Source organism: Kitasatospora sp. LaBMicrA B282 (assembly GCF_050325825.1).
Taxonomy (GTDB): Bacteria; Actinomycetota; Actinomycetes; order Streptomycetales; family Streptomycetaceae; genus Kitasatospora.
Map to the genome: position 1 here is coordinate 19,712 of NZ_JBNQTI010000059.1, position 25,895 is coordinate 45,606.

At 72.3% G+C, this 25,895-nt stretch carries 27 protein-coding genes; 7 read left to right on the forward strand and 20 right to left on the reverse strand.

Going from position 1 to position 25,895, the window contains the following annotated elements; translation table 11 throughout:
* The first annotated feature begins 32 nt into the window (after positions 1 to 32).
* Positions 33 to 962, forward strand: coding sequence for a cellulose-binding protein (locus tag ACQRUO_RS18320; protein WP_428317024.1), 930 nt, complete (start codon positions 33 to 35; stop codon positions 960 to 962).
* 129 nt (positions 963 to 1,091) lie between these two features.
* On the opposite strand, the gene ACQRUO_RS18325 is transcribed toward ACQRUO_RS18320, so the two are convergent.
* Complete coding sequence (locus ACQRUO_RS18325; protein ID WP_428317025.1) at positions 1,092 to 1,859, reverse strand: alpha/beta fold hydrolase; 768 nt, start codon at positions 1,857 to 1,859, stop codon at positions 1,092 to 1,094.
* A 104-nt stretch (positions 1,860 to 1,963) separates the two neighbouring features.
* On the opposite strand from ACQRUO_RS18325, the gene ACQRUO_RS18330 reads away from it, so the two are divergent.
* Complete coding sequence (locus ACQRUO_RS18330) at positions 1,964 to 3,064, forward strand: ABC transporter ATP-binding protein (protein ID WP_428317026.1); 1,101 nt, start codon at positions 1,964 to 1,966, stop codon at positions 3,062 to 3,064.
* Position 3,065: 1 nt separating this feature from the next.
* Entirely contained in the window at positions 3,066 to 3,833 is a 768-nt protein-coding gene (locus ACQRUO_RS18335) for an ABC transporter permease subunit (RefSeq protein ID WP_428317027.1), read from the forward strand.
* 32 nt (positions 3,834 to 3,865) lie between these two features.
* Here ACQRUO_RS18335 and ACQRUO_RS18340 read toward each other — a convergent pair whose 3' ends face one another.
* The gene (locus ACQRUO_RS18340) at positions 3,866 to 4,186 is read right to left on the reverse strand and encodes an ATP/GTP-binding protein (protein ID WP_428317028.1); all 321 of its coding nucleotides are present in this window, start codon (positions 4,184 to 4,186) and stop codon (positions 3,866 to 3,868) included.
* Positions 4,187 to 4,658: 472 nt separating this feature from the next.
* Here ACQRUO_RS18340 and ACQRUO_RS18345 point away from each other — a divergent pair, with 472 nt between their 5' ends.
* Positions 4,659 to 5,816 carry an LLM class flavin-dependent oxidoreductase gene (locus ACQRUO_RS18345; RefSeq protein ID WP_428317049.1) on the forward strand — a complete coding sequence of 386 codons (1,158 nt, stop codon included), beginning with the start codon at positions 4,659 to 4,661 and terminating at the stop codon, positions 5,814 to 5,816.
* A 109-nt stretch (positions 5,817 to 5,925) separates the two neighbouring features.
* Here the strand turns inward: ACQRUO_RS18345 and ACQRUO_RS18350 are convergent, their stop codons facing one another.
* Entirely contained in the window at positions 5,926 to 6,318 is a 393-nt protein-coding gene (locus ACQRUO_RS18350) for an SCO5389 family protein (RefSeq protein WP_428317029.1), read from the reverse strand.
* A 755-nt stretch (positions 6,319 to 7,073) separates the two neighbouring features.
* Between ACQRUO_RS18350 and nucS the strand changes: the two genes are divergently transcribed.
* Positions 7,074 to 7,733: an endonuclease NucS gene (gene nucS, locus ACQRUO_RS18355; RefSeq protein WP_428317030.1), complete on the forward strand. Its 660-nt coding sequence runs from the start codon at positions 7,074 to 7,076 to the stop codon at positions 7,731 to 7,733.
* Positions 7,734 to 7,793: 60 nt separating this feature from the next.
* Here nucS and ACQRUO_RS18360 read toward each other — a convergent pair whose 3' ends face one another.
* From ACQRUO_RS18360 to ACQRUO_RS18380, 5 genes are all read right to left on the reverse strand, one after another.
* Complete coding sequence (locus tag ACQRUO_RS18360; protein WP_428317031.1) at positions 7,794 to 10,127, reverse strand: ATP-binding protein; 2,334 nt, start codon at positions 10,125 to 10,127, stop codon at positions 7,794 to 7,796.
* Between the two features lie 537 nt (positions 10,128 to 10,664).
* A complete protein-coding gene (locus ACQRUO_RS18365; protein WP_428317050.1) occupies positions 10,665 to 11,027 on the reverse strand; it encodes an STAS domain-containing protein in 363 nt (120 codons plus the stop codon).
* A 271-nt stretch (positions 11,028 to 11,298) separates the two neighbouring features.
* Positions 11,299 to 12,171, reverse strand: coding sequence for a 3-hydroxyacyl-CoA dehydrogenase family protein (locus ACQRUO_RS18370; protein ID WP_428317032.1), 873 nt, complete (start codon positions 12,169 to 12,171; stop codon positions 11,299 to 11,301).
* Between the two features lie 160 nt (positions 12,172 to 12,331).
* A complete protein-coding gene (locus tag ACQRUO_RS18375; RefSeq protein ID WP_428317033.1) occupies positions 12,332 to 12,997 on the reverse strand; it encodes a response regulator in 666 nt (221 codons plus the stop codon).
* Positions 12,994 to 14,256: a sensor histidine kinase gene (locus ACQRUO_RS18380; protein ID WP_428317034.1), complete on the reverse strand. Its 1,263-nt coding sequence runs from the start codon at positions 14,254 to 14,256 to the stop codon at positions 12,994 to 12,996. Before ACQRUO_RS18380 ends, ACQRUO_RS18375 begins: the two co-directional genes overlap by 4 nt.
* A gap of 125 nt (positions 14,257 to 14,381) precedes the next feature.
* Between ACQRUO_RS18380 and ACQRUO_RS18385 the strand changes: the two genes are divergently transcribed.
* On the forward strand, positions 14,382 to 14,999 hold the full coding sequence (locus ACQRUO_RS18385; RefSeq protein WP_428317035.1) for a hypothetical protein: 618 nt from the start codon (positions 14,382 to 14,384) through the stop codon (positions 14,997 to 14,999).
* A gap of 66 nt (positions 15,000 to 15,065) precedes the next feature.
* Here ACQRUO_RS18385 and ACQRUO_RS18390 read toward each other — a convergent pair whose 3' ends face one another.
* From ACQRUO_RS18390 to ACQRUO_RS18440, 11 genes are all read right to left on the reverse strand, one after another.
* Complete coding sequence (locus ACQRUO_RS18390) at positions 15,066 to 15,638, reverse strand: cob(I)yrinic acid a,c-diamide adenosyltransferase (RefSeq protein ID WP_428317036.1); 573 nt, start codon at positions 15,636 to 15,638, stop codon at positions 15,066 to 15,068.
* A gap of 22 nt (positions 15,639 to 15,660) precedes the next feature.
* Positions 15,661 to 16,161 carry a DUF2550 domain-containing protein gene (locus tag ACQRUO_RS18395; protein WP_428317037.1) on the reverse strand — a complete coding sequence of 167 codons (501 nt, stop codon included), beginning with the start codon at positions 16,159 to 16,161 and terminating at the stop codon, positions 15,661 to 15,663.
* A 143-nt stretch (positions 16,162 to 16,304) separates the two neighbouring features.
* Positions 16,305 to 16,685, reverse strand: a complete 381-nt coding sequence (locus tag ACQRUO_RS18400; RefSeq protein WP_428317038.1) for a F0F1 ATP synthase subunit epsilon — start codon at positions 16,683 to 16,685, stop codon at positions 16,305 to 16,307.
* Between the two features lie 201 nt (positions 16,686 to 16,886).
* Positions 16,887 to 18,341, reverse strand: coding sequence for a F0F1 ATP synthase subunit beta (atpD, locus tag ACQRUO_RS18405; RefSeq protein WP_428317039.1), 1,455 nt, complete (start codon positions 18,339 to 18,341; stop codon positions 16,887 to 16,889).
* Between the two features lie 2 nt (positions 18,342 to 18,343).
* The gene (locus tag ACQRUO_RS18410) at positions 18,344 to 19,258 is read right to left on the reverse strand and encodes a F0F1 ATP synthase subunit gamma (RefSeq protein ID WP_428317040.1); all 915 of its coding nucleotides are present in this window, start codon (positions 19,256 to 19,258) and stop codon (positions 18,344 to 18,346) included.
* Between the two features lie 32 nt (positions 19,259 to 19,290).
* A complete protein-coding gene (gene atpA / locus ACQRUO_RS18415; RefSeq protein ID WP_428317041.1) occupies positions 19,291 to 20,865 on the reverse strand; it encodes a F0F1 ATP synthase subunit alpha in 1,575 nt (524 codons plus the stop codon).
* Positions 20,866 to 21,028: 163 nt separating this feature from the next.
* Positions 21,029 to 21,844, reverse strand: coding sequence for a F0F1 ATP synthase subunit delta (locus tag ACQRUO_RS18420; protein ID WP_428317042.1), 816 nt, complete (start codon positions 21,842 to 21,844; stop codon positions 21,029 to 21,031).
* Entirely contained in the window at positions 21,841 to 22,383 is a 543-nt protein-coding gene (locus ACQRUO_RS18425) for a F0F1 ATP synthase subunit B (RefSeq protein ID WP_428317043.1), read from the reverse strand. Before ACQRUO_RS18425 ends, ACQRUO_RS18420 begins: the two co-directional genes overlap by 4 nt.
* A gap of 49 nt (positions 22,384 to 22,432) precedes the next feature.
* Positions 22,433 to 22,663, reverse strand: a complete 231-nt coding sequence (gene atpE / locus ACQRUO_RS18430; RefSeq protein WP_428317044.1) for an ATP synthase F0 subunit C — start codon at positions 22,661 to 22,663, stop codon at positions 22,433 to 22,435.
* Positions 22,664 to 22,753: 90 nt separating this feature from the next.
* Positions 22,754 to 23,572, reverse strand: a complete 819-nt coding sequence (gene atpB / locus ACQRUO_RS18435; protein WP_428317045.1) for a F0F1 ATP synthase subunit A — start codon at positions 23,570 to 23,572, stop codon at positions 22,754 to 22,756.
* A gap of 300 nt (positions 23,573 to 23,872) precedes the next feature.
* On the reverse strand, positions 23,873 to 24,325 hold the full coding sequence (locus ACQRUO_RS18440) for a hypothetical protein (RefSeq protein ID WP_428317046.1): 453 nt from the start codon (positions 24,323 to 24,325) through the stop codon (positions 23,873 to 23,875).
* 486 nt (positions 24,326 to 24,811) lie between these two features.
* Here ACQRUO_RS18440 and ACQRUO_RS18445 point away from each other — a divergent pair, with 486 nt between their 5' ends.
* The gene (locus ACQRUO_RS18445) at positions 24,812 to 25,663 is read left to right on the forward strand and encodes a metallophosphoesterase family protein (protein ID WP_428317047.1); all 852 of its coding nucleotides are present in this window, start codon (positions 24,812 to 24,814) and stop codon (positions 25,661 to 25,663) included.
* Between the two features lie 33 nt (positions 25,664 to 25,696).
* Here ACQRUO_RS18445 and ACQRUO_RS18450 read toward each other — a convergent pair.
* Positions 25,697 to 25,895, reverse strand: a 199-nt coding sequence (locus tag ACQRUO_RS18450; RefSeq protein ID WP_428317048.1) for a hypothetical protein, incomplete at its 5' end; no start/stop codon positions are given.

Genomic DNA, 25,895 nt, shown 5'->3' on the forward strand with positions numbered 1-25,895 from the left:
CAGCGGTTTGACGACAGGAAGCCCAGAACCCCATGAGCGACAGTCACTCCCCGCACGGCTTCGACCTGGTGCGCCGTGGGTACGAGCGTGCCCAGGTCGACGAGCGGATCACCAAGCTGGTGGCCGACCGTGACAGCGCGTTGGCCCGGATCAGTGCGCTGGAGAAGCGCATCGAGGAACTGCACCTCGAGACCCAGACGGCTCAGGCGCAGGTGGCCGACGCCGAGCCGTCCTACGCCGGTCTCGGCGCCCGGGTCGAGAAGATCCTGCGGCTCGCCGAGGAGGAGGCCAAGGACCTGCGCGAGGAGGCGCACCGCGCCGCCGAGCAGCACCGCGAGCTGGCCGAGGCGGCCGCCCAGCAGGTCCGTTCCGAGGCGGAGGGCTACGCCAAGGACCGCAAGGCGAAGGCCGAGGACGAGGGTCAGCGGATCGTCGACAAGGCCAAGAGCGACAGCGCCCAGCTGCGCGCCGAGGCCGGCAAGGACGCGCAGAACAAGCGCGAGGAGGCGGACGCCCTCTTCGAGGAGACCCGCACCAAGGCCGCCCAGGCCGCGCTGGAGTTCGAGACCAACCTGGCCAAGCGCCGCGAGCAGTCGGAGCGCGACCTGGCCGCCCGTCAGGCCAAGGCCGAGAAGCGGCTGGCCGAGATCGAGCACCGGGCCGAGCAGCTGCGCCTGGAGGCCGAGAAGCTGCGCACCGACGCCGAGCGCCGGGCCCGCCAGACGGTCGAGACGGCCCAGCGCCAGGCCGAGGACATCGTGGCCGACGCCAACGCCAAGGCCGACCGGATCCGCAGCGAATCCGAGCGCGAGCTGGCGGCGCTGACCAACCGCCGCGACTCGATCAACGCCCAGCTGACCAACGTCCGCGAGATGCTGGCCACGCTGACCGGTGCCGCGGTGGCCGCCGCCTCGCTGCCCACCGACGACGCGCTGGGCGTCCCGGCCCAGCAGTCGCGCTGACTCCGGGTCGGCTGACCCCGGGTCATCCGAACCGCTGAACCGAGCGCCGCTTTTGTCGTGTCGGGGTGCCGCGCTGCCGCCCCTGACGCCGCCGGCGCCGCCCTGCGCGGTCGCTCTGCCCCGGCTGGCTCAGACGCGCCGCAGCAGGGCCGTCACGGCCGCGTTGAAGGCCGCCGGGGCCTCCAGGGCCGTCAGGTGCCCGACGCCCGGGATCACCGTCAGCTCGGCGTCCGGCAGCGCCTGCGCCAGCTCCTCGGCATCGGCGACCGGGGTGAGCGCGTCGTGCTCCCCCACCACCACCGCGGCCGGCACCCGCAGCCCGGCCAGGGTGTCGAAGGAGTCCACCCGGCCCGCCATCGCGCGCTGCGCCCAGGCCACCCCGGCCGGACTGGCCGCCCCGATCAGAGCGCGGACCTCACGCACCAGTTCCGGGGTGCTCTCGGAGCCGAGCAGCGACTCCTCCAGCCGCTCCTCGCGCAGCAGCGCCACGCTGTTGCGGGCCAGCACGGCCGCCGCGATCCGCTCCCGGTTGGCCAGCGCCGCGGGCTGGTCGGTGCTCGCCTTGGTGTCGGCCAGCAGCAGCCCCGCCAGCCGCTCGGGGTGGCGGCGGGCGAAGGCCATCGCCAGGTAGCCGCCCATCGAGATCCCGCCGACCACCGCCTTGCCCAGGCCCGTCGCGTCGAGCAGCTCGGCCAACCGGTCCGCCCAGGCGTCCAGCGAGGGCTCCCCGAAGGGTGCGGGCGAGTCCCCGAAGCCGGGGAGGTCCGGCGCCAGCACCCGGGCGGTGCCGAGCGCCCCGTCGAGCTGGGCGCGGTACATCCCGCCGTGGAGCGGGAATGCGTGCAGCAGGAGCAGCGGCGTGCCGGTGCCGTGGTCGCGAAAGGCGAGATCGGTCATGGCGCCCACGGTAGGGCGCTTCCCGAAGGGCCGCACAATCCGAGCCCATTTGTCTGATTTGTCATAACCTGACGATGAATGAGGTACAGGAAGCAGGAGCGCCGATGATCGAACTGCACGGCTTGACCAAGCGGTACGGCGACAAGCTCGCCGTCGACGGACTCACCTTCCAGGTACCGCGGGGTGTGGTCACCGGCTTCCTCGGCCCCAACGGCGCCGGGAAGTCGACCACCATGCGGCTGATCCTCGACCTGGACCGGCCGACCAGCGGCTCGGTCACCATCGACGGCAAGGGCTACGGCCACCTCAGCGAGCCGCTCAAGCACATCGGCGCCCTGCTGGAGGCCCAGTCCGTGCACCCCGGCCGGACCGCCCACAACCACCTGCTCTGGCTGGCCCAGAGCAACCGCATCCCGGCCGGCCGGGTGGACGAGGTGCTCGCCCTGGTCGGCCTGACCGAGGTGGCGCACAAGCGGGCCCGCGGCTTCTCGCTCGGCATGGGCCAGCGCCTGGGCATCGCCTCGGCGCTGCTCGGCGACCCGGAGATCCTGATGTTCGACGAGCCGGTCAACGGGCTCGACCCCGAGGGCATCCTGTGGATCCGGAACCTGATGAAGCGGCTGGCCGGCGAGGGCCGCACCGTCTTCGTCTCCTCGCACCTGATGAGCGAGATGGCGCTGACCGCCGAGCACCTGGTGGTGATCGGCAAGGGCCGGCTGCTGGCCGACCTGCCGATGGCCGAGTTCATCGAGCGCAACTCCCGCTCGGTGGTCCGGTTGCGCACCCCGCACCCCGAACAGCTGCTGGACGCGCTGGCCGGGCAGTCGATCACGGTCAGCCCCGGCCCCGACGGCGCCTACGAGGTGCTCGGCGGCGACCCGGTCCGACTCGGCGACCTGGCCGCCGCGCACGGCGTCACGCTGCACGAGCTGAGCCTGCAGCGGGCCTCGCTGGAGGAGGCCTTCATGCAGATGACGGCGGACTCGGTGGAGTACCACGCGGGGCCCCAGGGCGTGCCGGGCGGCCCGCTGCTGGACGCCGCGGGCGCCCCGATCGGCCCGGGCAGCCCGGCCGGCGGGGGTGGCGGGGGCGCACCGGGCGGCGAGGGCCCGCAGGACGCCCCCGGCGGCTGGGGCGCACAGTGGCAACCGGCCGGCGCACAGGGGCGCAGACGAGGCGCGAAGAAGCAGAAGGGTGCGAACTGAGATGGCTTCCTTCCCGGCGATCCTGAACTCCGAGTGGACCAAGATCCGCACCGTCCGCTCCACCGGCTGGACCCTGGCGCTCACCTTCGTGGTCACCGCGGGCCTGGGCGCGCTGCTCTCGTTCCTCACCAACCACAACTTCGCCGACTTCCGCAAGGGCGCCACCGGCCCGTTCGACCCCACCGCGACCAGCCTGTCCGGCATCGCGCTGGGCGAGATCGCGATGATCGTCTTCGGGGTGCTCGCGGTCGGCAACGAGTACAACAACCGGATGATCCGGGTCTCGCTGGCCGCGGTGCCGCAGCGGGGCACCCTGCTGACCGGCAAGCTGGTGGTGGTGGGCCTGCTGGCGCTGGCGGTCTCGCTGGTGACCGCGTTCGTCACCTTCTTCCTCGGCCAGGCGCTGCTCGGCGGCCACCGCACCACGATCGGCTCCACCGACGTGCTGCGCGCGGTGCTCGGCGCGGCCTTCTACCTCACCCTGCTCTGCCTCTTCTCCGCCGGGGTCACCGCGATGCTGCACAACCAGACGCTGGCCCTGGGCGTGCTGGTGCCGTTCTTCTTCCTGCTCTCGCCGATCCTCTCGGCGGTGCCCAAGGTGAAGAACGTGGCGCACTACTTCCCGGACTTCGCCGGACGGGAGATGCTCACCGTCTTCCCCGGCCCCGAGGCGCCCTACGGCTGGACGGAGGGCTTCCTGCTCTGCGCCGCCTGGACGCTGGCGGCCCTGGTGGGCGGAGCCGCGGTGCTGAAGAACCGGGACGCCTGACCCGCCCGAGGGCGCACGGCGGGGCGCGCGGATCAGTACCGGGGCGCGCTCCGCCCGCGCTGCACCGCCGCGCCGCGCCGCTCGCGGGCCCCCCAGCAGGCGCGGTGCCAGTGCCGGCGGTCCTCCACCCCGGCGCCGTGGTCGGGCCAGGCCACCACGTGACCGGTCCCCGGCGGAATCTCCTGGTCACAGCCGGGACAGCGGTAGTACCGGCCGGGGGTGCCGGCCACCGTCTGCACCACCCAGTCCTCGCCGTCGAAGCTCTCCACCCGGCGCAGCGAGCCGCCCAGCGGGGCCGGCTGCGCCTCGCCCTGGTCGGCGGAGTGGCTGGTCCGGTTGCGTCGCGGGGACACGATGTTCACCTCTCGGTGGGGGCGCGGTTCGCTCTCCAGGTTAAGGTCGGCGCGTCGGTGGTCGACAGCCGCCCGACCGCCCGCTCGACCGCCCGTCGATCGCCGGCGGCCGGCTGGGTCGTCGGGGGCGCAGGGCGAGCTTTATCACGCCCCGGCCGGCTGCTGACTGGATTTCGGGGATATCCACCCGTTCTGCCAGGAAATTGGCCGACCCGAGTGCCAATGGCACATGACATGGGTTACTCACGTGGTGACAGAGCGGGGCTCGCACAGCCTGCGCGCACCCGAGGAGGGCATTTCCGTGACCCAGACCAGCGCCGCCGCCGGCGTCCACCCAGGCCCCGACGCCGACCACGCGCCCCGCGCCGGCCGGGGCGGCCACACCCGCCGGAGCCGTGCGGAGCGACCGCTCGCGCTGCCCCCGGCCCCCGCCGCCGAACGCGGTGGCAGCCATCCGGCGGCCCAGGACACCATCCGGGTCGGCGCCTTCATGCTCTCCGCCCAGTTCCCCGGCCAGAGCCACGCCCAGGCCCTGGAGCGGACGGTGGCGGGCACGGTGGCCGCGGAGCGGGCCGGCCTGGACGCGGTCTGGCTGGCCGAGCACCACTTCGTGCCGTACGGGGTCTGCCCGAACGCCGCCACGCTGGCCGCGCTGCTGCTCGGCCGCACCCGGCGGATCCGGCTCGGCACCGCGGTCAGCGTGCTCTCCACCACCCACCCGGTGGCGCTCGGCGAGCAGGCCGCGCTGCTGCACCTCACCTCGGGCGGCCGGTTCACGCTGGGCGTCGGGCGCGGCGGGCCGTGGATCGACCTGGCGGTCTTCGGCAGCGGGGTGGCCGCGTACGAGCAGGGCTTCGCCGAGCGGCTGGACCTGCTGCTCGGCTTCCTGCGCGGCTCCCGGGTGCGCGGGGACGGCCCGCAGTTCAGCTTCCCGGAGGTCGCGGTGGTCCCGCGGGCGGTGGAGCCGGACCGGCTCAGCAGTGCCGAACTGGCCCGCTGGCTGGGCCTGCCGGACGAGCCGGCGCTGCGCTTCCCGCGCCAGCGCACCGAGACCGGCACGGCCGCGGCCGACGGCGGTCTGACGATCGGTGACCCGACCGCCGGCGGGCCGCCGGTGGTGGTCGCCTGCACCTCCCCGGCCAGCGTCGCGCTGGCCGCCGAGCGGGGCCTGCCGATGCTGCTCGGCATGCACTCGGGCGACGACGACAAACAGGCGATGCTCGCCGCCTACCGGACCGCCTGGCGGGCCTGCGGGCGCGGCGAGGAGCAGCTGGCCCGGGTGGAGCGCGAGCACGTGGCCGCCGGCGTGGCGCAGGTGGCCGACCGCACCCCGGTGGCCCGGGCCACCCTGCTGGGGGCGATGCCCGACTGGTTCGAGTACGGGCTCGGGGCGCACCGCACGGTCGACGGGCGGGCCCGGAAGATGCGCGATCCGCACGCCTACACCGAGCTGCTCTGCGACCTGCACGCCGTGGGCACCCCCCGGGAGTGCGCGGACCGGCTGCTGGCCACCGCCGAGCGGACCGGCATCCGCCGGTTCGCGCTGCTCACCGAGGGCTCCGGCGACCACGCGGGGACCATGGAGAACATCGCCCGGCTCGGCGCCGAGGTGCTGCCGCAACTGAGCTGACCGCCCGGGCGGCCCGGCCGGACGGCTGATCGGACGTCAGCGCGCTCGGGCGCCACCGGTGGTAGTGGCACCCGAGCGCGCTGACGACCCGTCGGTCGGAGCCGGCCGCTCAGCAGTCGCGCAGCGTCGGCGACTGGTTGAGCAGCTGGGCGCGCACCGAGGTGAACCGGCGGTGGCGCTCCTCGGCATCCGTGGTCGGCCCGAAGACGGCCACCCGGTGGCAGTTCTGGAAGGCCAGCCGGACCCCGAAGTGCCGCTGCAGGGCCCCGCGGATGGCGTCACTGGCCATCGCGCGCAGCAGCTGGCCGCGCGCCTGCTCGCTCGGCGGCGGAACCTGGTTGTCCGCGAAGCCGGTACCGTCGACCTCCATCTGGGCGACGAGCGAGCTGATCAGGTCCCAGGCGTAGGGCAGGGACGTACGGACGCAGTCGACGAACTCCCGCTCGTCGACCTCGCCTCGCTCGGCCTTCTCCAGAAGGGCCGGTGAGACGTCGAGCGACATGGGTTCTCCTCTCGGGGTCCACCACGCGCACCTCGCGCGGGTGGTGGTGCCAGGTGCGGTCCGCGCCGGCGCGGAGGACACCGCGTGCAGGCGGTGCCGGGCGCGGATCAGTGCCACGTGCGGATCGTGCTGATTGCGGATGGTGCCAAGAACGGGTCGTGCGGAACTGGTGCGAATCGTGCGGTGCCGTGCGCAGTCGGTTGGGCCCGGCCCTTGCGGGCGTTTGCGGGCGTGCCGGTCGGACCCGGCGTCGGGTCGGTTGCGCCGCGGACGACGCCCGGTGGGACGGACGCGGCTCTGACCAGGGTGTCAGTCCAGGACCGACAAAACTCGCGAATGCTGCTATTGCTGTCGAACTAGGTGCCAACGCGGCCAGAATGGCTGAAATCGCTCGGGTGGGACCAGGGTCGGAACATCTCCACACTCCCTCCCCGTTTGGCTACGCGGGCGTTCGATGGCGTCACCCAACGTAGCGGTCTACGCGCACACACGCCAGACTCCGGAAGCCACCGACTCCCGGGTTCCCATGGTTCGCCCCCTTCTACTCCCGGGTACAGCCCTTGGCCGCAGTCGCATCAATTGGCTCCGCCAGGCCCGATCCACCGACCGGGCGTCTCGCCGCGACCCGTTCCGGCACCGGGAATCCCAGCCCTGCGGCACGTTCGAGCCGGGGCATTGACGCACGCACCGTCCATCTTCGGTCACCTGACGTGAGCGCGGCCAAGGGCCGGCGGGAAACGCCTAGGCTTGCCCCCATGCGTCTTGTCATCGCCCGCTGCTCCGTCGACTACGCCGGTCGACTCTCCGCCCACCTGCCCTCCGCGACCCGGTTGATCCTGGTCAAGGCCGACGGCAGCGTGAGCATCCACGCCGACGACCGCGCCTACAAGCCGCTCAACTGGATGTCGCCGCCGTGCAACCTCAAGGAGGCCGACGGCAGCTGGACGGTCGAGAACAAGGCGGGCGAGAAGCTGATCATCACGCTGGAGGAGGTGCTGCACGACTCCTCGCACGAGCTCGGCGTCGACCCCGGCCTGATCAAGGACGGCGTCGAGGCGCACCTGCAGGAGCTGCTGGCGGACCGGATGGAGGTGCTCGGCGCCGGCTGGACCCTGGTCCGCCGCGAGTACCCCACCGCGATCGGCCCGGTGGACATCCTCTGCCGGGACGCCAACGGCGGCACCGTCGCGATCGAGATCAAGCGGCGCGGCGAGATCGACGGCGTCGAGCAGCTCACCCGCTACCTGGAACTGCTCAACCGCGACCCGCTGCTGGCCCCGGTCAAGGGCGTCTTCGCCGCCCAGGAGATCAAACCGCAGGCCCGGGTGCTGGCCACCGACCGCGGGATCGACTGCGTGGTGCTGGACTACGACGCGCTGCGCGGCATCGACGACGACAAGCTCAAGCTCTTCTGACCCTCCCTCAGCACGCGGGTGGCCGGCTCCCGAAGGAGCCGGCCACCCGCGTGTCCGGGGTCAGGGCTTGCTCGGCGTCCCGGTGGCGGACGGCGAGCCGCTGTCCGACGGCGCAGCGGTCGTCGGGGAGGGCGTGGGGGAGGCCGGCGGGCTGACCGTCTTGCTCGGCGACGCGCTGGGCGCCTGGCTCGACGGGCTCGGCGGCTGCACGGGCTGACTCGACGGCTGCACCGGCGGCGGCGCCCACGGGGTGCCCGGGCCGGGCTGACCGGGCTGCACCGGGGCCGGCTGGGCCGGGTTGTCCGGCGCGGTGGTGCCGCTGCCCTGCTGCGCGCTCGGGGTGGCCGTGGTCCGCCCCTTCGACGCGCTCGCGCTGGGCGTCGCGGTCGCCGAGGCGCTGCCGGAGGCCGACGCCGAGGCCGCGGCGGAGTCCGTGGCGGTGGCGCTGGGCAGCGCGGCCGTGGTCGACCCGCCGGCGCTCGGCGTGGCGCCGCCGCCGCTGGTCAGCACGCTGCCGGTGACCCCGGTGCTGCCGCCGCCGGCCGGGCTGCTGGTGCTGCTGCCGGAGAAGCCCAGCGCCACCGCGACCCCCACCGCGCTCACCGCGAGCAGTCCGCCGCCCGCCAGCACCGCGTTGCGCCGGGTCCAGCCGCGCAGCACCCCGGTGGCCGGCCAGGCCCGGGACCGCTCGGCCAGCACCCGGATCACCGGGCGCCGGATCACCTGGGTCTGCTCCTCGGACGCCGCCGGCACCCGGGCCAGCTCGGACTCCTGGAGCAGCGCCAGCAGCCGCCGGGAGGCGTCCAGCTGCCGGTTCTCGCCGGCCGCCCCGCGCAGCGCGCAGGCCGCCTCCAGGGCCGCCCGGGCCGGGCCGGGGCCCGCCGTGACGCCGTCGGCCACGCAGAGCCAGTAGGCGCCCAGCTCGTGCTGGAACCAGGCCTCGTCGTGCTGCCGACCGCTCTGCCGGGCCACCTCCAGCCCGAGCTCCAGGACCTGCCGCCAGACGCCCCAACGCAGCGTCAGGGCCAGCGCGGGAGCCGCCGAACGGGCCAGCCGGAGCACCGCGTCGAGCCGCCCGGCGGCCCGGTCGGCGCGCAGCGCACCGAGCACCACCTCCGCCTCGGCGGCGATCTGCTCGGTGCTCACCGAGCCGTGGCCGACCCACCAGGAGAAGTGCTGGGCCGCGCCGGCGGTGCTCTCCGCGTCCGGCCCCCAGTGGGCGGCCAGCGCCTCCTGCACGCCCGTGGTCAGCCGGTGGTGGTGGCCGCCGATCGACTCGGCCAGCCCGCAGTCGACCAGCTCGCGCAGCGCGCTCTCGCCGTGGTCCACGTCGATCAGCGCCGGCAGGTGCGGCGCGGTCGGGCACTCGCCGCCCAGCGCCACGGCCAGCCGCAGCACCGTCTCGGCCGCCTCGCCGAGCCCCTCCACCAGCAGCAGCGCGGGCGCCGCGGCCTCCGCGACCGAGGGCAGCGGCACCCCGGCCCGCAGTTCGGCCTCGCGCACCGCCGGGTCGGCGTCCAGCGGCGGCTCCGGCTCGGGCCTGCCGAACAGGCTCTGCCGGTCCTCCTCGGCGGCCAGCAGGGCGTCCACCGCCAGGTCGCGCCGGCGCAGCAGCGCGGCGGCCTGGACGAAGCGCAGCGGCAGGCCCTGCGACTCGAACCAGAGGTCCACCGCCCAGGCCCGCTCCGCGTCGTCCAGCCGGCGGCCGGCCAGTCGAGCGGTGAGCGCCAGGCAGGCGGGCCGGGTCAGCCCGCCGACGGTGTGGTCCTCCAGCCGCGAGTCGGGCGGCAGCGGCCGGTCGGCGCCGGGGGCCGGCACCACCAGGAAGGCGCACTCGGGCGCGGCGGCCATCAGCCGCTCCAGCTCGGTACCGCCCTGTTCCACCTCGTCGATCACCACGATCGCGCCCACCGAGGCCAGCAGTTCCGGCAGTTGGGCCGCCGAGGGGCGGAAGCCGGGCGCCTGCCAGGCGGCCGCGAACAGGTCCTGCAGCAGGTCGTCGGCGTCCCGCCGGTGGCCGCAGAGCCGGATCACCCCGTGCGGGGCGAGCTGGGCGGACCCGGCCGCCACCGCGGCCAACAGCGAGCTGCGGCCCGAGCCGGGGGCGCCGAGCAGCCGGATCGAACGGCCTTCGGCGAGCTTGCCGAGCAGCTGCGCCACCTGCGCGTCGCGGTCCAGCAGCGGCAGGTCGCCGGGGCCGGTGCCGAGCGCCAGCGGGCCGACGGCCGGGGTCGGCCCGGGGCCGGCGGTGGTGCGCCCGCCCTGGCCCGGCTGCCCGCCCGGGCGGCGGCGCGGGGCGGGGCGGTGCTCCGGCGGGCAGGGGCGCACCTCGGTGCCGTCCACACCGCCCACGGTCACCAGGTGGTCCCCGGCGACCAGGTCGCCCGCTCGCACGCGCAGGTTCTCCTGCCCGACTTCACCGGATGGCTGTACCACGATGCGCTCCGCCTGTGCTCCGCCGGCGGCGCCCGGCCACCGGCCGCCGTGAGGGACCGGGCCGCGGACGCGCGGTGGGATGCGCGGCCGGCGGCCGACGGGCATGGTGCACGATCCCGTCGACCGGAGACTTTCGCACATGTGGGCGGTGCCGTGCAGCCGCGGCCCCCGTCGCAGCCGCATCGACGACGCAGTGCGACCGGTCGACCACTCCGCGTCGGCGAAACGGGCCGCTAGGGCCTGTCTTCAGACCCCCGTCGTCCGCCCGAAGGGCGGGCGCGGCGGCTCCCCCAGCCTAGCGGCTGGGAGGTGCCCCCACGGGTGCGTGCATCGGCGGCGCCGAGGATGGGGGCACCTCCCGGCCGAAGGCTGGGGGAGAGTCCATGCGGTGGGGGCACCTCCCGGCCGAAGGCTGGGGGCCATCGGCGACTGACGAGAAGCCGTCGAGGTGCGTGCCCCGGCGTCGCCGCGCAGACGGGGGTCTGAAGACAGGCCCTAGGGAAGGGCGGGCTGGCCGGAGGCTCCGCCGGGCAGGGTGGCCCCGAAGCTGTCGGCCACCGCGCCCTCCACCGCGAGGATCCGGTGCAGCCGGGTGGCCACCAGGAGCCGCTGCAGCTGCGGCGGCACCTCCCGCAGCACCAGCCGGCGGCCGAGCCGGCCGGCCCGCCGGTGGGTGCCCATGATCACCCCGAGCCCGGTGGCGTCCCAGGAGTCCAGCGCACCCAGGTCGAGCACCAGGTCCCCGGTGCCGCTGTCGACCGCCTGGTGCAGCCGGGCCCGGGCATCGGCCGCGCTGCGCACGTCCAGCCGGCCCTCCAGGGCCAGGACAGCGCGGCCGACGAGGCCGGGGTGCTCCACGATGCGCACGCTGTCCTCCTTCAGCAAATGAGCCCCCACCGTCTGACGCCGGACCAGTGGTCCAGGTTGCTGCTCCCCCGGCCGAGCTGAGCCAACTTCACTCGTCCGAGGGAATATACGCAGCCGGGCTTGGTGTGCACGCTCGATTACCGCGCAAATCACCCATCTGCGGCAGCCTCGTGAGCAAGCTCACCCGTTTTCCACGGTCGTGTTCGACAGGTGGACGAGCGGCCTGCCGAGCGGTCGGCAGGCCGTTGTCGGACGGACCGGATCAGCCCTGGTAGCCGTAGAAACCGCGGCCGGTCTTGCGGCCCAGGTCGCCGGCGGTGACCATGCGGGCCATCACCTCGGGCGCGGCGAACTTCTCGTCCTGGGTCTCCGCGTAGATGTTGCGCGCGGCGTGCAGCAGGATGTCCACGCCGGTCAGGTCGGCGGTCTGCAGCGGGCCCATCGGGTGGCCGAAGCCCAGCCGGCAGGCGGTGTCGATGTCCTCGGCGGTGGCCACGCCCGACTCGTACAGCTTGGCGGCCTCCACCACCAGGGCGGTGATCAGGCGGGTGGTGATGAAGCCGGCCACGTCCCGGTTGACCACGACCACCTCCTTGCCCACCCCCTCGGCGAAGCTGCGGGCGGCGGCCAGCGTGGCGTCGGTGGTCTTGTAGCCGCGGACCAGCTCGACCAGCCGCATCATCGGCACCGGCGAGAAGAAGTGCACGCCGACGACCGACTCCGGCCGCTCGGTCACCGCGGCGATCCGGGTGATCGGGATCGCGGAGGTGTTGCTGCCCAGCACCGCGCCGTCCTTGGCCAGCTTGTCGATCTCGCGGAAGACCGCCTCCTTGACCTCCAGCTGCTCGAAGACGGCCTCGATCACGATGTCGGCCTCGCCCACCGCGCCGAGGTCGGTGGTGGTGGTGATCCGGCCGAGCGCCGCGGTGGCCTCCTCGGCGGTCAGCTTCCCCTTGGAGACGAACTTCTCGTACGAGGCCTCGATCGCCGCCAGCCCGCGCTGCAGCGCCTGCTCGGTGACATCCCGCAGCACCACCGGGTGGCCGGCCTGCGCGGACACCTGGGCGATGCCCGCGCCCATCAGGCCCGCGCCGATCACGGCGATCTGCTGACGCTGCGTGGATTCGTTGCTCATGGCTGCTTCTCCCGAAGTCCCGTCCGGGCGCGCTCCGGGGCAGGGGATCGCCCTCCTCCCGCGCTTCGGCCGGAAGGTGCCCCGCGGAGCCGCGCCGCTCACCGCTCGGACTGTAGTGCCCCGGGCCGGGCCGTGGGGTGATTGGCGGGTGTGATCTGCGTCAGTCGGCCGAACGGTCCGGCAGCGGCGGCAGCGCCAGTCCCAAGTCCTGCGCCAGGATCGCGGCCTGGACCCGGCTGCGGAGCTCCAGCTTGGCCAGGATCCGGCTGACGTGGGTCTTGGTGGTGGCCTCCGCCATCGTCAGGCGGCGGGCGATCTGGCCGTTGCTCAGCCCGGCCCCGATCGCCGCCAGCACCTCGCGCTCGCGCTGGGTCAGGCTCGCCACCGCGCGCGGGTCGCCGGCCTCCGGGCGGGCGAAGGTGCTGATCAGCCGCCGGGTGACGGAGGGCGCCAGCATGCCGTCGCCGCGCGCCACCGTGCGGATGCCGGCCACCAGGGCGTCCGCCTCCAGGTCCTTGAGCAGGAACCCGGCCGCACCGGCGCGCAGCGCGCCGTGCACGTACTCGTCGAGGTCGAAGGTGGTCAGCACCAGGACCTGGGCGGCGCCCGCGGCGGTGATCCGCCGGGTCGCGGCCACCCCGTCCAGCCGGGGCATCTGAACGTCCATCAGCACCACGTCCGGACGCAGCTCCAGGGCCAGCTCGACGGCCGACTCGCCGTCGCCGGCCTCGCCCACCACCTCGAAGTCCGGCTCCGCCCGAAGGATCATCACCAGCGCGGCCCGCACCGCCGCCTGGTCCTCCGCCACCAGGATCCGGGTCGTCATGCCCGCTCCCCCTCGCTCCCGGCCGCCGGCTCCACCGGCAGCACCGCCCGCACCCGCCACACCCCGCCCTGCGGCCCCGCCTCGAAGCTGCCGCCGAGCAGCTGGGCCCGCTCGCCCATGCCGACCAGGCCGGCCCGGGCCCCGGGCAGCGCCCGCCCGGCGTCCGGCCGGTAGGGGCTGTCCACCGAGATCTCCACCTGCTCGGCACAGCTCAGCAGGCGCAGGTGGACCGTACCGTGCCCGGCGTGCTTGAGGGCGTTGGTCAGCGACTCCTGGACGATCCGGTAGGCGGCCAGCTCCACCGGCGCGGGCAGGCCCTCGCGCGGACCGTGCTGCTCGACCTCGAAGCGCAGCCCGGCGTCCCGGCCGGCCGCCCGGACCTGGCCGAGCAGGGTGTCCAGCGCGGCCAGCCGGGGCGCCTGGTAGCCCGCGTGGTCCGCGGTGCCGTCCGCCGCGGCACCGCCCGCCCCGTCGCCGGCCCGCAGCAGGCCGATCATCCGGCGCATCTCGGCCAGTCCCTGCACGCTGTTCTCCCGGATCACCGCCAGCGCGCCGAGCAGCGGGTCCTCGGTGTCCCGCTCCAGCCGGCGGGCCAGCGACTGCGCGCCGGTGGCGTGGATGGCGATCGCCGAGAGGTGGTTGGCCACCACGTCGTGCAGCTCGCGGGCCATCCGGGCGCGCTCGGCGACCACCGCGCCGCGCCGGTCCAGCTCGGCCAGCAGCGCGGTGCGCTCGGCCCGCAGCCGCTCGGTCTCGGCCACCTCCCGGTGTTTGCGGACCAGGTCGGCGGTCCACACCGGGGCCAGGAAGACCAGCGCCGAGTAGACCGCCACCAGCAGTGCGCCGCCGGGCGAGGCATAGATCCAGACCAGCCCGCTGAGCACCAGGGTGGTGGCGGCGCCGGTGAGTTGCAGCACCAGCGGCATCCGGCGCGGGCCGTACAGGGTGCCGGCGTACAGCAGGTCGGTGAACATGATCACGGTGGCCAGCAGGCCGCCGCTGAACATCGCGCCGGTGAAGACCAGCCCGCCGAGCGTGACCACCAGGATCGGTCGGCTGCGGCGGACCGTCTCCAGCGCGGCCATGGCCACCAGCGGCAGCACCGGCAGCCACTGCGGCACCCGGTGGTGCGAGTCGTCGTAGGCCCGGAAGGCGATCAGCAGCAGACCGCCGAGCAGTCCGGCGACGGCGATCGCCAGGTCTGCCTGGCGATGGCTGAGGCGCAGCGGGGGTCGCGGGATCAGGCGCAGCGGTGGCACCGGTCCATCTCATCACCCGAACGGCCCGCGCGGCTGTACATCGAAGGTTGCAGCCGCAGGTCCACCCTGCCGACGACGTGCGGGAACGCCGCTTCGGCCAGGCTGGAGGCGGAGGTGGGAGAGCCATGATCCTGAGCCTGATCGTCGCCGCCGAGGTGGCCTTCTGGTTGCTGCTGGCAGCCGGGCTGGCCCTGCGGTACGTGCTGCGCAAGCCGCGGGCCGGCGCCGTCGTGCTGCTGCTGCTCCCCGTGGTGGACCTGCTGGTGCTGGGCGCCAGCGTGGTGCAGCTGCGCCGCGGTGCGACCGCCGACTTCACCAACGGCCTGGCCGCGCTCTACGTCGGCTTCTCGCTGGCCTACGGCCCCTACGTGGTGCGCTGGGCCGACGCCCGGGCCGCCCACCGGTGGACGGGCGCGCCGCTGCCGCCCAAGCTCTACGGCCGGCTCCGGGCCCGGCACGAGTGGCGGATGCTGGCCCGCACCGTGCTCTCCTGCGCGATCGCCGCCGTGCTGCTGTTCGCCCTGATAGCCCTGGTCGGCGACCACTCCCGGACCAGGGCGCTGGACGACTGGTACCTGGTGCTGGCCCGGATCTGCGGCATCCACCTGCTGATCGCCGGCAGCTACACGCTCTTCCCCAAGAAGGAGCCGGCGGCGAAGGCGTCCGAGGAGCGGGCGCCCGCACCGGAGGCTCCCGAGCAGCAGGCGGCCCAGGAGCAGGCCCCCAGGGTTCCGCAGGCCTGACCGGGCGGTTCGGGGTTCGGCCCGGTCAGGCCTGCGGGTTCGCCGCAGGCCTCGGGTGCGCTCCGGTCAGCGGTTCTCGCCCGGCACCCAGAGCACGTCGCCGCGCTCCTTGTTCGCCGTCCTGGCCAGGATGAAGAGCAGGTCCGAGAGCCGGTTGAGGTACTTCGCGGTCAGCGGGTTGACGGTGTCCCCGTGCTCCTCGATCGCCACCCAGGTCGCCCGCTCCGCCCGCCGCACCACGGTGCAGGCCAGGTGCAGGTAGGCCGCGCCGGGGGTGCCGCCGGGCAGGATGAAGCTGCGCAGCTTCTCCAGCTCGGCGTTGTAGCGGTCGCACTCGGCCTCCAGCCGGTCCACGTAGCCCTGCTCGACCCGCAGCGGCGGGTACTTCGGGTCCGGGACCACCGGGGTGGCCAGGTCCGCGCCCACGTCGAACAGGTCGTTCTGAACCCGTGTCAGGACGGCCACCAGGTCCTCGTCCAGGCCGCCGACCGCGAGGGCCACGCCGAGCGCCGCGTTGGCCTCGTTGGTGTCGGCGTAGGCGATCAGCCGGGGGTCGGTCTTGGTGGTGCGGCTCATGTCGCCCAGCGCGGTGGTGCCGTCGTCGCCGGTGCGGGTGTAGATGCGCGTCAGGTTGACCATGCGCGAAGCCTACCCAGCAGCGTCAGGCGACGTTCACCCGCTGCCCGGGCGGGGCGGCCTCCAGCCAGGCGAGGAAGCCGGTGAGGGCGTCGTCGCTCATCGCCAGCTCCAGCGGGGCGCCGCGGAGCAGGCAGCGCAGCACCACCGAGCCGGAGAGCAGCGCGAGCTCCTCCTGGCCCTCGGGGTAGCGCCGGCCGAGCACCTCGATCTCGCGGCGGGGCAGCACCTTGCGCGGCCGCGGGGCGTAGGAGAAGACCCGGAACCACTCGATGTGGTCGCCGCTGTACCGCCCGATACCGAAAACCCACCCCTTGCCGTCGGTCGCGGGGACCGGGGCCGAGGTGGGCTGTCCGTTCTCGTCGAGATCGGGGAGGGTGGAGGCGTCCGCCGGCATTTTGAGCCGGTAGCTGCAGTCGAAGGTGCCGCCCACCCGCTGGATGAGGCGGCGGCGTACCGCGAACGCCACCAGGCCGAGCACCCCCAACGCCACGACCACCGCGCACACCACAAGGGCGAGGACCATGCTCACCGACCTCCTCGCTACCCGCGTCCCCGTTTTGCCGGTCGTATCAACGAACCAACGGCACTGTTCCTACCAACCGATACAACAGTCCCGGGGTCACGCTGGCGCGTCCCCGGGACCGTCGATCGTCCTGCCGTAAAACCTCAGGCGGCCTTGCCGCCGCGCGCGGCGACGAGGCGGACCTCGGCGCGGCGCTCGGCGTGCGCGTCGCTGTCGCTCTTGGCGGCCTCCAGCGCGCGCTCCGCGCGGGTGACGTCGATCTCGTCCGCCAGCTCGGCGATCTCCGCGAGGAGCGAGAGCTTGTTGTCGGCGAACGAGATGAAGCCACCGTGCACGGCCGCGACGACGGTGCCGCCGTCGGGCGTGCGGATGGTGACCGGGCCGGACTCCAGCACGCTCAGCACCGGGGTGTGGCCCGGCATGATGCCGGTGTCACCGGAAGCCGTGCGGGCGACAACGATGGTGGCCGCACCGGACCACACCTTGCGGTCGGCTGCGACCAGCTCGACGTGCAGCTCAGCCAACGTGGGCTCCTAGGCTCTTGCAACGCCCGATTGCTCGGGAGTTTCGGTAAGAATAACGGGCTCGCGCCCCTGGCATGAAACGTGGAGCGCGGAGATGACCGGAATCACAGCACCGGTGCCACGAGGGGTGGTCCCCGGGATGCGGGGACCACCCCTCATGGTCACTGGGCGTGGCGCCGGCCGGTTACTGCTGCGGGCCGGTTACTTCTTGGCCAGCTCGGCGGCGTTCTTCTCGAGGTCCTCGATGCCACCGCACATGAAGAAGGCCTGCTCCGGGATGGAGTCGTACTTGCCGTCCGCGATCGCGTTGAAGGCCTCGATGGTCTCCGACAGCGGCACGGTCGAACCCTCGACACCGGTGAACTGCTTCGCCACGTAGGTGTTCTGCGAGAGGAAGCGCTCGATCCGGCGGGCCCGGTGCACGGTGATCTTGTCCTCTTCGGACAGCTCGTCGATACCGAGGATCGCGATGATGTCCTGGAGGTCCTTGTACTTCTGCAGGATCCCCTTGACGCGGACGGCCGTGTCGTAGTGGTCCTGCGCGATGTAGCGCGGGTCCAGGATGCGGGACGTCGAGTCCAGCGGGTCGACGGCCGGGTAGATGCCCTTCTCCGAGATCGGGCGCGACAGAACGGTGGTCGCGTCCAGGTGGGCGAAGGTGGTGGCCGGCGCCGGGTCGGTCAGGTCGTCCGCGGGGACGTAGATCGCCTGCATCGAGGTGATCGAGTGACCGCGGGTCGAGGTGATGCGCTCCTGCAGGAGGCCCATCTCGTCGGCCAGGTTCGGCTGGTAACCCACCGCGGAGGGCATGCGGCCGAGCAGGGTCGACACCTCGGAACCGGCCTGGGTGAACCGGAAGATGTTGTCGATGAAGAGGAGCACGTCCTGCTGCTGGACATCGCGGAAGTACTCCGCCATGGTCAGCGCCGACAGGGCGACGCGCAGGCGGGTGCCCGGCGGCTCGTCCATCTGGCCGAAGACCAGCGCGGTCTTGTCCAGGACGTTGGAGTCGATCATTTCCTGGATGAGGTCGTTGCCCTCACGGGTGCGCTCGCCGACACCGGCGAACACCGAGACACCACCGAAGTTGGCGGCGACGCGGTAGATCATCTCCTGGATCAGAACGGTCTTGCCGACACCGGCACCACCGAACAGACCGATCTTGCCACCGCGGACGTACGGGGTGAGCAGGTCGATGACCTTGATGCCGGTCTCGAACATCTCGGTCTTGGACTCGAGCTCCGAGAAGTTCGGCGCCTTGCGGTGGATCGGCCAGCGCTCGGTGACCTGGGCGTTGAACTCCGCCTGGTCGGTGTTCAGCACGTCGCCCAGGGCGTTGAAGACCTTGCCCTTGGTGACGTCGCCGACCGGCACCGAGATCGCGGCACCGGTGTCGCTGACCTGCGCGCCGCGGACCAGGCCGTCGGTCGGCTGCATCGAGATGGCCTTGATCAGGCCGTCGCCCAGGTGCTGGGCGACCTCGAGGGTCAGGGTCTTCTTGCCCGTGCCGTCGGGGTTGTCCACCTCGACGTGCAGGGCGTTGAACATGTCCGGAATCGCGTCGACGGGGAACTCCACGTCGACGACCGGGCCGATGACCCGGGCGACGCGGCCCGTGGCCAGTCCGGCGCCCGTCGGCTCAACAGTGGTGGTCATTCTCATTCGCTCCCCGCGCTAGCGTCGGCCAGCGCGTTGGCGCCACCGACGATCTCGCTGATTTCCTGGGTGATCTCGGCCTGACGGGCCGAGTTGGCAAGCCGCGTGAGCGACTTGATGAGCTCGCCGGCGTTGTCCGTCGCGCTCTTCATCGCGCGCCGGCGGGCGGCGTGCTCGGAGGCGGCCGACTGCAGCAGCGCGTTGTAGATCCGGCTCTCGACGTACCGCGGCAGCAGCGCGTCCAGGACGCCCTCCGCCGACGGCTCGAAGTCGTACAGCGGGAAGACCTGCGGCGTCTTGGCACCCTCGCCGGTGCTCTCCAGCTCGTCGAGCTTGAGCGGCAGCAGCCGCGCGTCGATCGCGTTCTGGGTGAGCATCGAGACGAACTCGGTGGAGACCAGGTGCAGCTCGTCCACCCCGCCGGCCTCGGCCGTGAAGGCCTCGATCAGCGTGGCCGACACCGTCTTGGCGTCCGCGTACGTCGGCTTGTCCGAGAAACCGGTCCAGGAGTCGGCCACCGCGAGGTTGCGGAAGCCGTAGTACTGGACACCCTTGCGGCCCGCGACGTAGGTGACGACCTCCTTGCCCTCCGCCTTCAGGCGGGCGGTCAGCGTGACCGCCTGCTTGATGGCGTTGGTGGAGTAGCCGCCGGCCAGACCACGGTCCGCCGTCACCAGCAGCACGGCGGCGCGCTTGGCGTTCGGGTTCTCGTGGGTGAGCGGGTGCTTGGCGTTGGACCGGGTGGCGACCGCGGTCACCGCCCGGGTCAGCTCATCGGCGTACGGAGTGGAGGCGGCCACCGCGCGCTGCGCCTTGACGATGCGCGACGCGGAGATCATCTCCATCGCCTTGGTGATCTTCTTCGTCGCGGTGACAGAGCGGATCCGGCGCTTGTAGACCCGAAGCTGTGCTCCCATGGGTCGTTACGTCCTTTCCCTCGCTACCGGACTCAGGCCTGCTCGCTGAGCAGCTTGCCGTCAGCGGTGGTGAAGCCCAGCTTGAAGGACTCGATCGCGGTGGTCAGCGCGTCGATGGTGCCGTCCTCCAGCTTGGAGGTCTCCACGATCGCGGCGAGCAGGTTCTTGTGCTCGACCCGCAGGTGGTCGAGGAACTCGCGCTCGAAGCGGCGGATGTCGGCGACCGGGACCTCGTCCAGCTTGCCGGTGGTGCCGGCCCAGATGGAGACGACCTGCTCCTCGACCGGGAACGGCTGGTACTGGCCCTGCTTCAGCAGCTCGACCATGCGCGCACCGCGCTCCAGCTGGGCCTTGGAGGCCGCGTCCAGGTCCGAACCGAAGGCGGCGAACGCCTCCAGCTCGCGGTACTGGGCCAGGTCCAGGCGCAGCCGGCCGGCGACCGACTTCATGGCCTTGATCTGGGCCGAGCCACCGACGCGGGAGACCGAGATGCCGACGTTCACGGCCGGGCGGATGCCGGCGTTGAACAGGTCGGACTCCAGGAAGCACTGGCCGTCGGTGATGGAGATGACGTTGGTCGGGATGTACGCCGAGACGTCGTTGGCCTTGGTCTCGATGATCGGCAGACCGGTCATCGAGCCGGCGCCCAGCTCGTCGGAGAGCTTGGCGCAGCGCTCCAGCAGGCGGGAGTGCAGGTAGAAGACGTCACCCGGGTAGGCCTCGCGGCCCGGCGGGCGGCGCAGCAGCAGGGAGACGGAGCGGTAGGCCTCGGCCTGCTTCGACAGGTCGTCGAAGATGATCAGGACGTGCTTGCCGTCGTACATCCAGTGCTGGCCGATGGCCGAGCCGGTGTACGGGGCGAGGTACTTGAAGCCGGCCGGGTCGGAGGCGGGAGCAGCCACGATGGTGGTGTACTCCAGGGCGCCGGCCTCCTCCAGGGCGCCGCGGACTGCGGCGATGGTGGAGCCCTTCTGGCCGACGGCGACGTAGATGCAGCGGACCTGCTTCTTCGGGTCGCCGGAGCGCCAGTTGTCCTTCTGGTTGATGATCGTGTCGATCGCCACCGCGGTCTTGCCGGTCTGGCGGTCGCCGATGATCAGCTGACGCTGGCCACGGCCGATCGGGGTCATCGCGTCGATGGCCTTGATGCCGGTCTGCATCGGCTCGTGCACCGACTTGCGGACCATGACGCCGGGGGCCTGCAGCTCCAGGGCGCGGCGACCCTCGGCGGTGATGTCGCCCAGGCCGTCGATCGGGTTGCCCAGCGGGTCCACGACGCGGCCGAGGTAGCCCTCGCCGACCGGAACCGAGAGGACCTCGCCGGTGCGGCGCACCGTCTGACCCTCCTCGATGCCGCCGAACTCACCGAGGACGACGACACCGATCTCGCGGGTGTCGAGGTTCAGCGCGAGGCCGAGGGTGCCGTCCTCGAACTTCAGCAGCTCGTTGGCCATGACCGAGGGCAGTCCCTCGACCTTGGCAATACCGTCCATGGCCTCGGTGACCGTGCCGACCTCTTCACGCGAGGCGGCGTCCGGCTGGTACGACTGGACGAAGTCGGCCAGCGCGGACCGGATCTCCTCCGGCCGGATCGTAAGCTCCGCCATCAGGCTTCCCTGCTCTCCTAGGTTGCGATCCTCGGCCCGCCCAAGGAGGGCCGCAAGTATTCGATCCTCGGCCGGTGCTGTGGACCGGCCGTACGTATGTGCCGGCTGCCCCGTGGAGTGGGACCGGCGCCCGACCGAGGGTCGGATGTGCTGTGCGGGTGGCTCAGCCTTCGAGGGCCTGGCGAGCGCCGTCGAGGCGGCTCGACACGGTGCCGTCGATGATCTCGTCACCGATCTGCACCCGGACACCGCCGACGACCCGGTGGTCGACGTCGATGTTCAGGAGCACCTTGCGCCCGTACAGCTTGGCCAGGGCGCCGGACAGACGCTGCTTCTGGCCGTCGCTCAGCGGCACGGCGGTGGTGACCAGGGCCACCACCCGGTCGCGGCGGTCGGCGGCGAGCTTGGCGTAGGACTCCAGGCCCTGCTCCAGGCTACGACCACGCGGGTTGGTGACGAGCGAGGTGACCAGACGGACGGTGCCCGGCAGGGCCTTGCCGCCGAGCAGGCTCCCGACCAGCGACGCCTTGGCGGCGGTGGTGGCCTTGGGCTCGGTCAGCGCGGCGCGCAGCTCGTGCGAACCGCTCACCACCCGGCCGAACCGGAAGAGCTCGTCCTCCAGGTCGTCCAGCTTGCCCGCCTTCTCCGCGGCGATGACCTCGGCGTAGGCGGCCAGCTGCTCGGTGGCGTCGACCAGGTCGCGCGCACCGGACCAGCGGGAACGGACCAGGCCGGAGACCAGGTCGACCGTTTCACCGGCGACCTGACCGCTCAGCAGCGATGCGGCGAACTGCGCCTTGTCCTGACCGGACCGCGAGGGGTCGGTCAGGACCCGGCGCAGCGAGACCTCGCGGTCGAGCAGCGCGGTGATGGCGCTGAGCTCCTCGGCGAGCTTGGCCGCGTCCACCGAAGTGTTGTCGGTCAGGCTGTCGAGGTTCTCGCGACCGGCGGCCAGTGCCTCGCGGCTGGCGCCGATCACTTGGCGACCGCCGGGCTAGCGGCGGCCTTGGCCTCCAGGTCGTCCAGGAAGCGGTCGATCACGCCGCTCTGCCGAGCGTGCTCCTGCAGGGACTCGCCCACGATGCGGGAGGCCAGCTCCGTGGCGAGCGAACCGACGTCCTGGCGCAGGGCCGTGGTCGCCTGCTTCTTGTCGGCCTCGATCTGGGCGTGGCCGGCGGCGACGATGGCCTCGCGCTGACGCTGGCCCTCCTCGCGCATCTCGCCGATCAGGGCAGCGCCCTGCTCACGGGACTTCTCGACGATCCGAGCGGCCTCGTGACGCGCCTCGGCGAGCTCGGCGCGGTACTGCTCGAGCAGGGCCTGGGCCTCGGCCTGCGCGGCCCCCGCCCGCTCCATGCCGCCCTCGATCTGGTCCCGGCGCTCCGACAGCACCTTCTCGATGCTGGGGAGGAGCTTCATGCCGAGCAGACCGAAGACGACGAAGAAGCAGATCAGGCCGATGACGAGCTCAGGTGCCTTGGGCACCAGAGGGTTGAAGTCCTCCGACGCCAGGGTCATCGCCAAGTGCTGCATATCTGGACCTTCCGTCCGGTGAAACTACGGCAGGTTACTTGCCGAACACGAACGGCATGACGATGCCGATGAGCGCGAGCGCCTCGGTCAGCGCGAAGCCGATGAACATGTTGGAGCGGATGAGGTTGGTGGCCTCGGGCTGGCGGGCCATGGCCTGCACGCCGTTGCCGAAGATCAGACCAACGCCGATGCCGGGGCCGATCGCGGCGAGGCCGTAACCGATCGAAGCGACGGAACCGGTGACGCCAGCAGCGAGAGCGCTCATTTCAGCTGTCCTTTGCGGGGTGTAGAACCGGTGGTGGTTGGCCACCGGGAGATTCAGGGGTGTCAGGGGCGCAGCGGGTGGCTGCGGGGGTCAGTGCGCCTCTTCCAGGGCACCGGCGATGTAGCTGCTGGCCAGCGTCACGAAGATGTAGGCCTGCAGGAACTGCACCAGGAGCTCGAAGGCGGTCAGACCGAGGGTCACCACGAAGGAGGTGGTGCCGTACAGCGCGCCGATGGTCGGGCTCAGCAGGTACCAGGACGCGATGGAGAACATCACGATCAGCAGGTGGCCGGCGAACATGTTGGCGAAGGCACGGACGGCGAGCGTGAACGGCCGCACGAAGATGTTCGAGAAGAACTCGATCGGCACCAGGATGAACATGACCCAGCCCGGGACACCCGACGGCCAGCAGAGGTTCTTCAGACCGCCGACGAAGCCGTGCTTCTTGAAGGTCAGGCTCATGTAGGTGACCCAGCAGACGAGCGCCAGGCCGGCCGGGAAGCCGATCGTCGCCGTCGCCGGGTACTGGGCGAACGGGATGACCGACATGATGTTCATCAGCCAGACGAAGAAGAACAGCGAGACCATCATCGGGACGTACTTCTCGCCCTTTTTACCGATGTTCTCGAAGACGATCGCCCGCTTGACGAAGTCGTAACCGACCTCACCGACCAGCTGCAGCTTGCCCGGCAGCACCTTGGGCTTGGCGAAGGCGGCCCAGAAGAAGCCGATCACCAGGACCGCGCAGACCAGCGAGAGCAGCATGGGCTTGTTGAAGCCGACGCCGCCGACGGTGAACAGCGGGTGGAACTGGAACTCGCCCAGGCCGGGGGCCGGGAAGCCGCAGCCCGAGAACAAGTGGCAGCCCCCGGAGGCAAGCTGCTGCGTGACGTGCTGGTCAGCACTCACCACGGACTCCTTCGTCGTGACGCATGGTTACGGCAACCTCGGTGTGTCGGCGTGGCTTAGCGGCCACGGAGCGGCACTGGAACAGTTTGGGTATCTCGTGGACCCGGCGCGCCGGCGCGAGCTGCCGGCGCGGGATCTTCAAGGCTGGGCGGGTCCGGGGGGCGATCCGTCCGTGCTGTGCTCCCGCACTGCTCCGGTGGACCAGGCCGCTTCCCGTACTCCGTTGTTGCGACGGACGATAGCAGCCTGTCAGGACCGCATAAACACCGCCCCCCTCGCCAGGGGGACAGCCAGGGCAGGTCACGATTGACGCCCTGGTTTCGTCCGTTCGTCAGGCTTGTCGTCGGCCGGTTCGGACTTCTCCGGCTCCACGTAGAACGTCTTCGCCTTCAGTGCGGCACGCACCTGGAACCCGGTCCAGACGAACACGCAGCCGAGCAACGTGAAGGCGAAGACCTTGGTGTCGAAGAGCGTCGTGTTCTTGAACACCGCGAGAACGATGCCGACCAGCAGGATCTGGGTCGTGTAGACCACCAGCCCGGCAGCCATCATCATCTGCGGGTTGTTCCTGGTCAGCCGGTCGAGCGCGTACTGGCCGAAGCCGAAGAAGGCGATCACCAGCAGCGCCGCGAACAGAGCGCCGATCGCCCCCTTGCCCCCCGCAAGTGCGGCCGAGGTCGCAATGGCTGCAACGCCGGCGACCGCAGTGGGAATTGCGGCGCCGCGGATGATCCGGGCGTCGTGGGACGGCATGTCGGCTACTCCGGCGGCATGTCGGGGGACGTGGACGTGTGGCAGGGATGAGCACGGAGGGTGCGTGTGCTCAGCGACCGAAGGGCTGACTCGGTCAGCCATGAAGCGTGCCATAGGAGGTGCTTCGGCTCATCCCTTGGTCCTCGTGAACGGTATCACAAACTATTTGATGAGAGCTTTACTGTGCCCGTGTGGCGCTCGACACACTCGCGGGCGAAAGCCCCACCCGAAGGAGTGAAGGTGTATACGCCGTCCGGGCGAGCGCTCACCCGATTCCCGAGCGACACGCGTCCACCCCGCTCCAGCGCGCCACCCGCCCTCGCACCCCCCTCGACCTGATCTATCGTCATATCGGTGCTGCTCACCAGGGTCTAGCAACATCACCAGCCTTTGCCCGGGCCGCCCCGGGGACACCTCGCGGCCCTGGACCGTTCCCGGGCGATGGATACGATCTGCTGATCAGTTGGCCAGCCGAGGAGGCACGCAGTGCCGAACACCCTTGCTGGGCGAGGCGGTTCCCTGCTCGCCATCAGCGACCTGCACATCAGCTACGCCGAGAACCGGGCCCTGGTCGAGAGCCTGCACCCGGACTCCCCCGACGACTGGCTGCTCGTCGCCGGCGACGTCGGCGAGTTCGTCGACGACATCGCCTGGGCCCTCGGGCTGCTCGCCGAACGCTTCGCCAAGGTGGTCTGGGTCCCGGGCAACCACGAGCTGTGGACCCACAAGGACGACCCCTCGCAGCTGCGCGGCGTGGCCCGCTACGAGCACCTGGTCGAGCTCTGCCGCGGCCTGGGCGTGATCACCCCCGAGGACCCGTACCCGCTCTGGGAAGGCGCGGGCGGCCCGGTGCGGATCGTCCCGCTCTTCCTGCTCTACGACTACACCTTCCGCCCGGCCGGGACCACCACCCAGCAGGAGGCGCTGGCCCGGGCCCACGAGAGCGGGGTGGTCTGCACCGACGAGTACCTGCTGCACCCCGACCCCTACCCGAGCCGGGAGGCCTGGTGCCGGGCCCGGGTCGCCGCCACCGAGCACCGGCTGGCCGAGCTGGACCCCGCGGTCCCGCTGCTCTGGGTCAACCACTACCCGCTGGTGCGCTCGCCCATGGACGTCCTGTACTTCCCCGAGTTCGCGCTCTGGTGCGGCACCACCGCGACCGCCGACTGGCACCTGCGGTACCGCACCGCCGCCATGGTCTACGGCCACCTGCACATCCCGCGGACCACCTGGCACGACGGCGTCCGGTTCCAGGAGGTCTCGGTGGGCTACCCGCGCGAGTGGCGCAAGCGCGGCACCGGCGTCCCCGGGCTGCGCCGGATCCTGCCGGCCGACTGACCGGGCCGCCGCACCCGGGCGGCGGCCGGTGGCTCAGTGCCGGTCGCTGCCGCGGCTGCCCAGTGCGGTCGCCCCGCCGCTGCCGAGGATCTCCCGGTCGGCGGCGGACAGCTCGCCCATCGCCGTCGGCTGCCCGGCCGCCACGGGGGCGGTCGCCGCCACCGGGGCACCCGCCGGCTCGGCGGCTGCCGCCGGCCGGGACGCCTCCACCGCCGGCAGCTCGGCCGGCTGG

Coding starts and splice junctions, on each gene's coding strand:
- ACQRUO_RS18320 (WP_428317024.1), top strand. CDS start 33: ATGAGCGACAGTCACTCCCCGCACGGCTTCGACCTGGTGCGCCGTGGG.
- ACQRUO_RS18325 (WP_428317025.1), bottom strand. CDS start 1,859: ATGACCGATCTCGCCTTTCGCGACCACGGCACCGGCACGCCGCTGCTC.
- ACQRUO_RS18330 (WP_428317026.1), top strand. CDS start 1,964: ATGATCGAACTGCACGGCTTGACCAAGCGGTACGGCGACAAGCTCGCC.
- ACQRUO_RS18335 (WP_428317027.1), top strand. CDS start 3,066: ATGGCTTCCTTCCCGGCGATCCTGAACTCCGAGTGGACCAAGATCCGC.
- ACQRUO_RS18350 (WP_428317029.1), bottom strand. CDS start 6,318: ATGTCGCTCGACGTCTCACCGGCCCTTCTGGAGAAGGCCGAGCGAGGC.
- nucS (WP_428317030.1), top strand. CDS start 7,074: ATGCGTCTTGTCATCGCCCGCTGCTCCGTCGACTACGCCGGTCGACTC.
- ACQRUO_RS18370 (WP_428317032.1), bottom strand. CDS start 12,171: ATGAGCAACGAATCCACGCAGCGTCAGCAGATCGCCGTGATCGGCGCG.
- ACQRUO_RS18375 (WP_428317033.1), bottom strand. CDS start 12,997: ATGACGACCCGGATCCTGGTGGCGGAGGACCAGGCGGCGGTGCGGGCC.
- ACQRUO_RS18385 (WP_428317035.1), top strand. CDS start 14,382: ATGATCCTGAGCCTGATCGTCGCCGCCGAGGTGGCCTTCTGGTTGCTG.
- ACQRUO_RS18390 (WP_428317036.1), bottom strand. CDS start 15,638: ATGGTCAACCTGACGCGCATCTACACCCGCACCGGCGACGACGGCACC.
- ACQRUO_RS18395 (WP_428317037.1), bottom strand. CDS start 16,161: ATGGTCCTCGCCCTTGTGGTGTGCGCGGTGGTCGTGGCGTTGGGGGTG.
- atpD (WP_428317039.1), bottom strand. CDS start 18,341: ATGACCACCACTGTTGAGCCGACGGGCGCCGGACTGGCCACGGGCCGC.
- ACQRUO_RS18410 (WP_428317040.1), bottom strand. CDS start 19,258: ATGGGAGCACAGCTTCGGGTCTACAAGCGCCGGATCCGCTCTGTCACC.
- atpA (WP_428317041.1), bottom strand. CDS start 20,865: ATGGCGGAGCTTACGATCCGGCCGGAGGAGATCCGGTCCGCGCTGGCC.
- ACQRUO_RS18425 (WP_428317043.1), bottom strand. CDS start 22,383: ATGACCCTGGCGTCGGAGGACTTCAACCCTCTGGTGCCCAAGGCACCT.
- atpE (WP_428317044.1), bottom strand. CDS start 22,663: ATGAGCGCTCTCGCTGCTGGCGTCACCGGTTCCGTCGCTTCGATCGGT.
- ACQRUO_RS18440 (WP_428317046.1), bottom strand. CDS start 24,325: ATGCCGTCCCACGACGCCCGGATCATCCGCGGCGCCGCAATTCCCACT.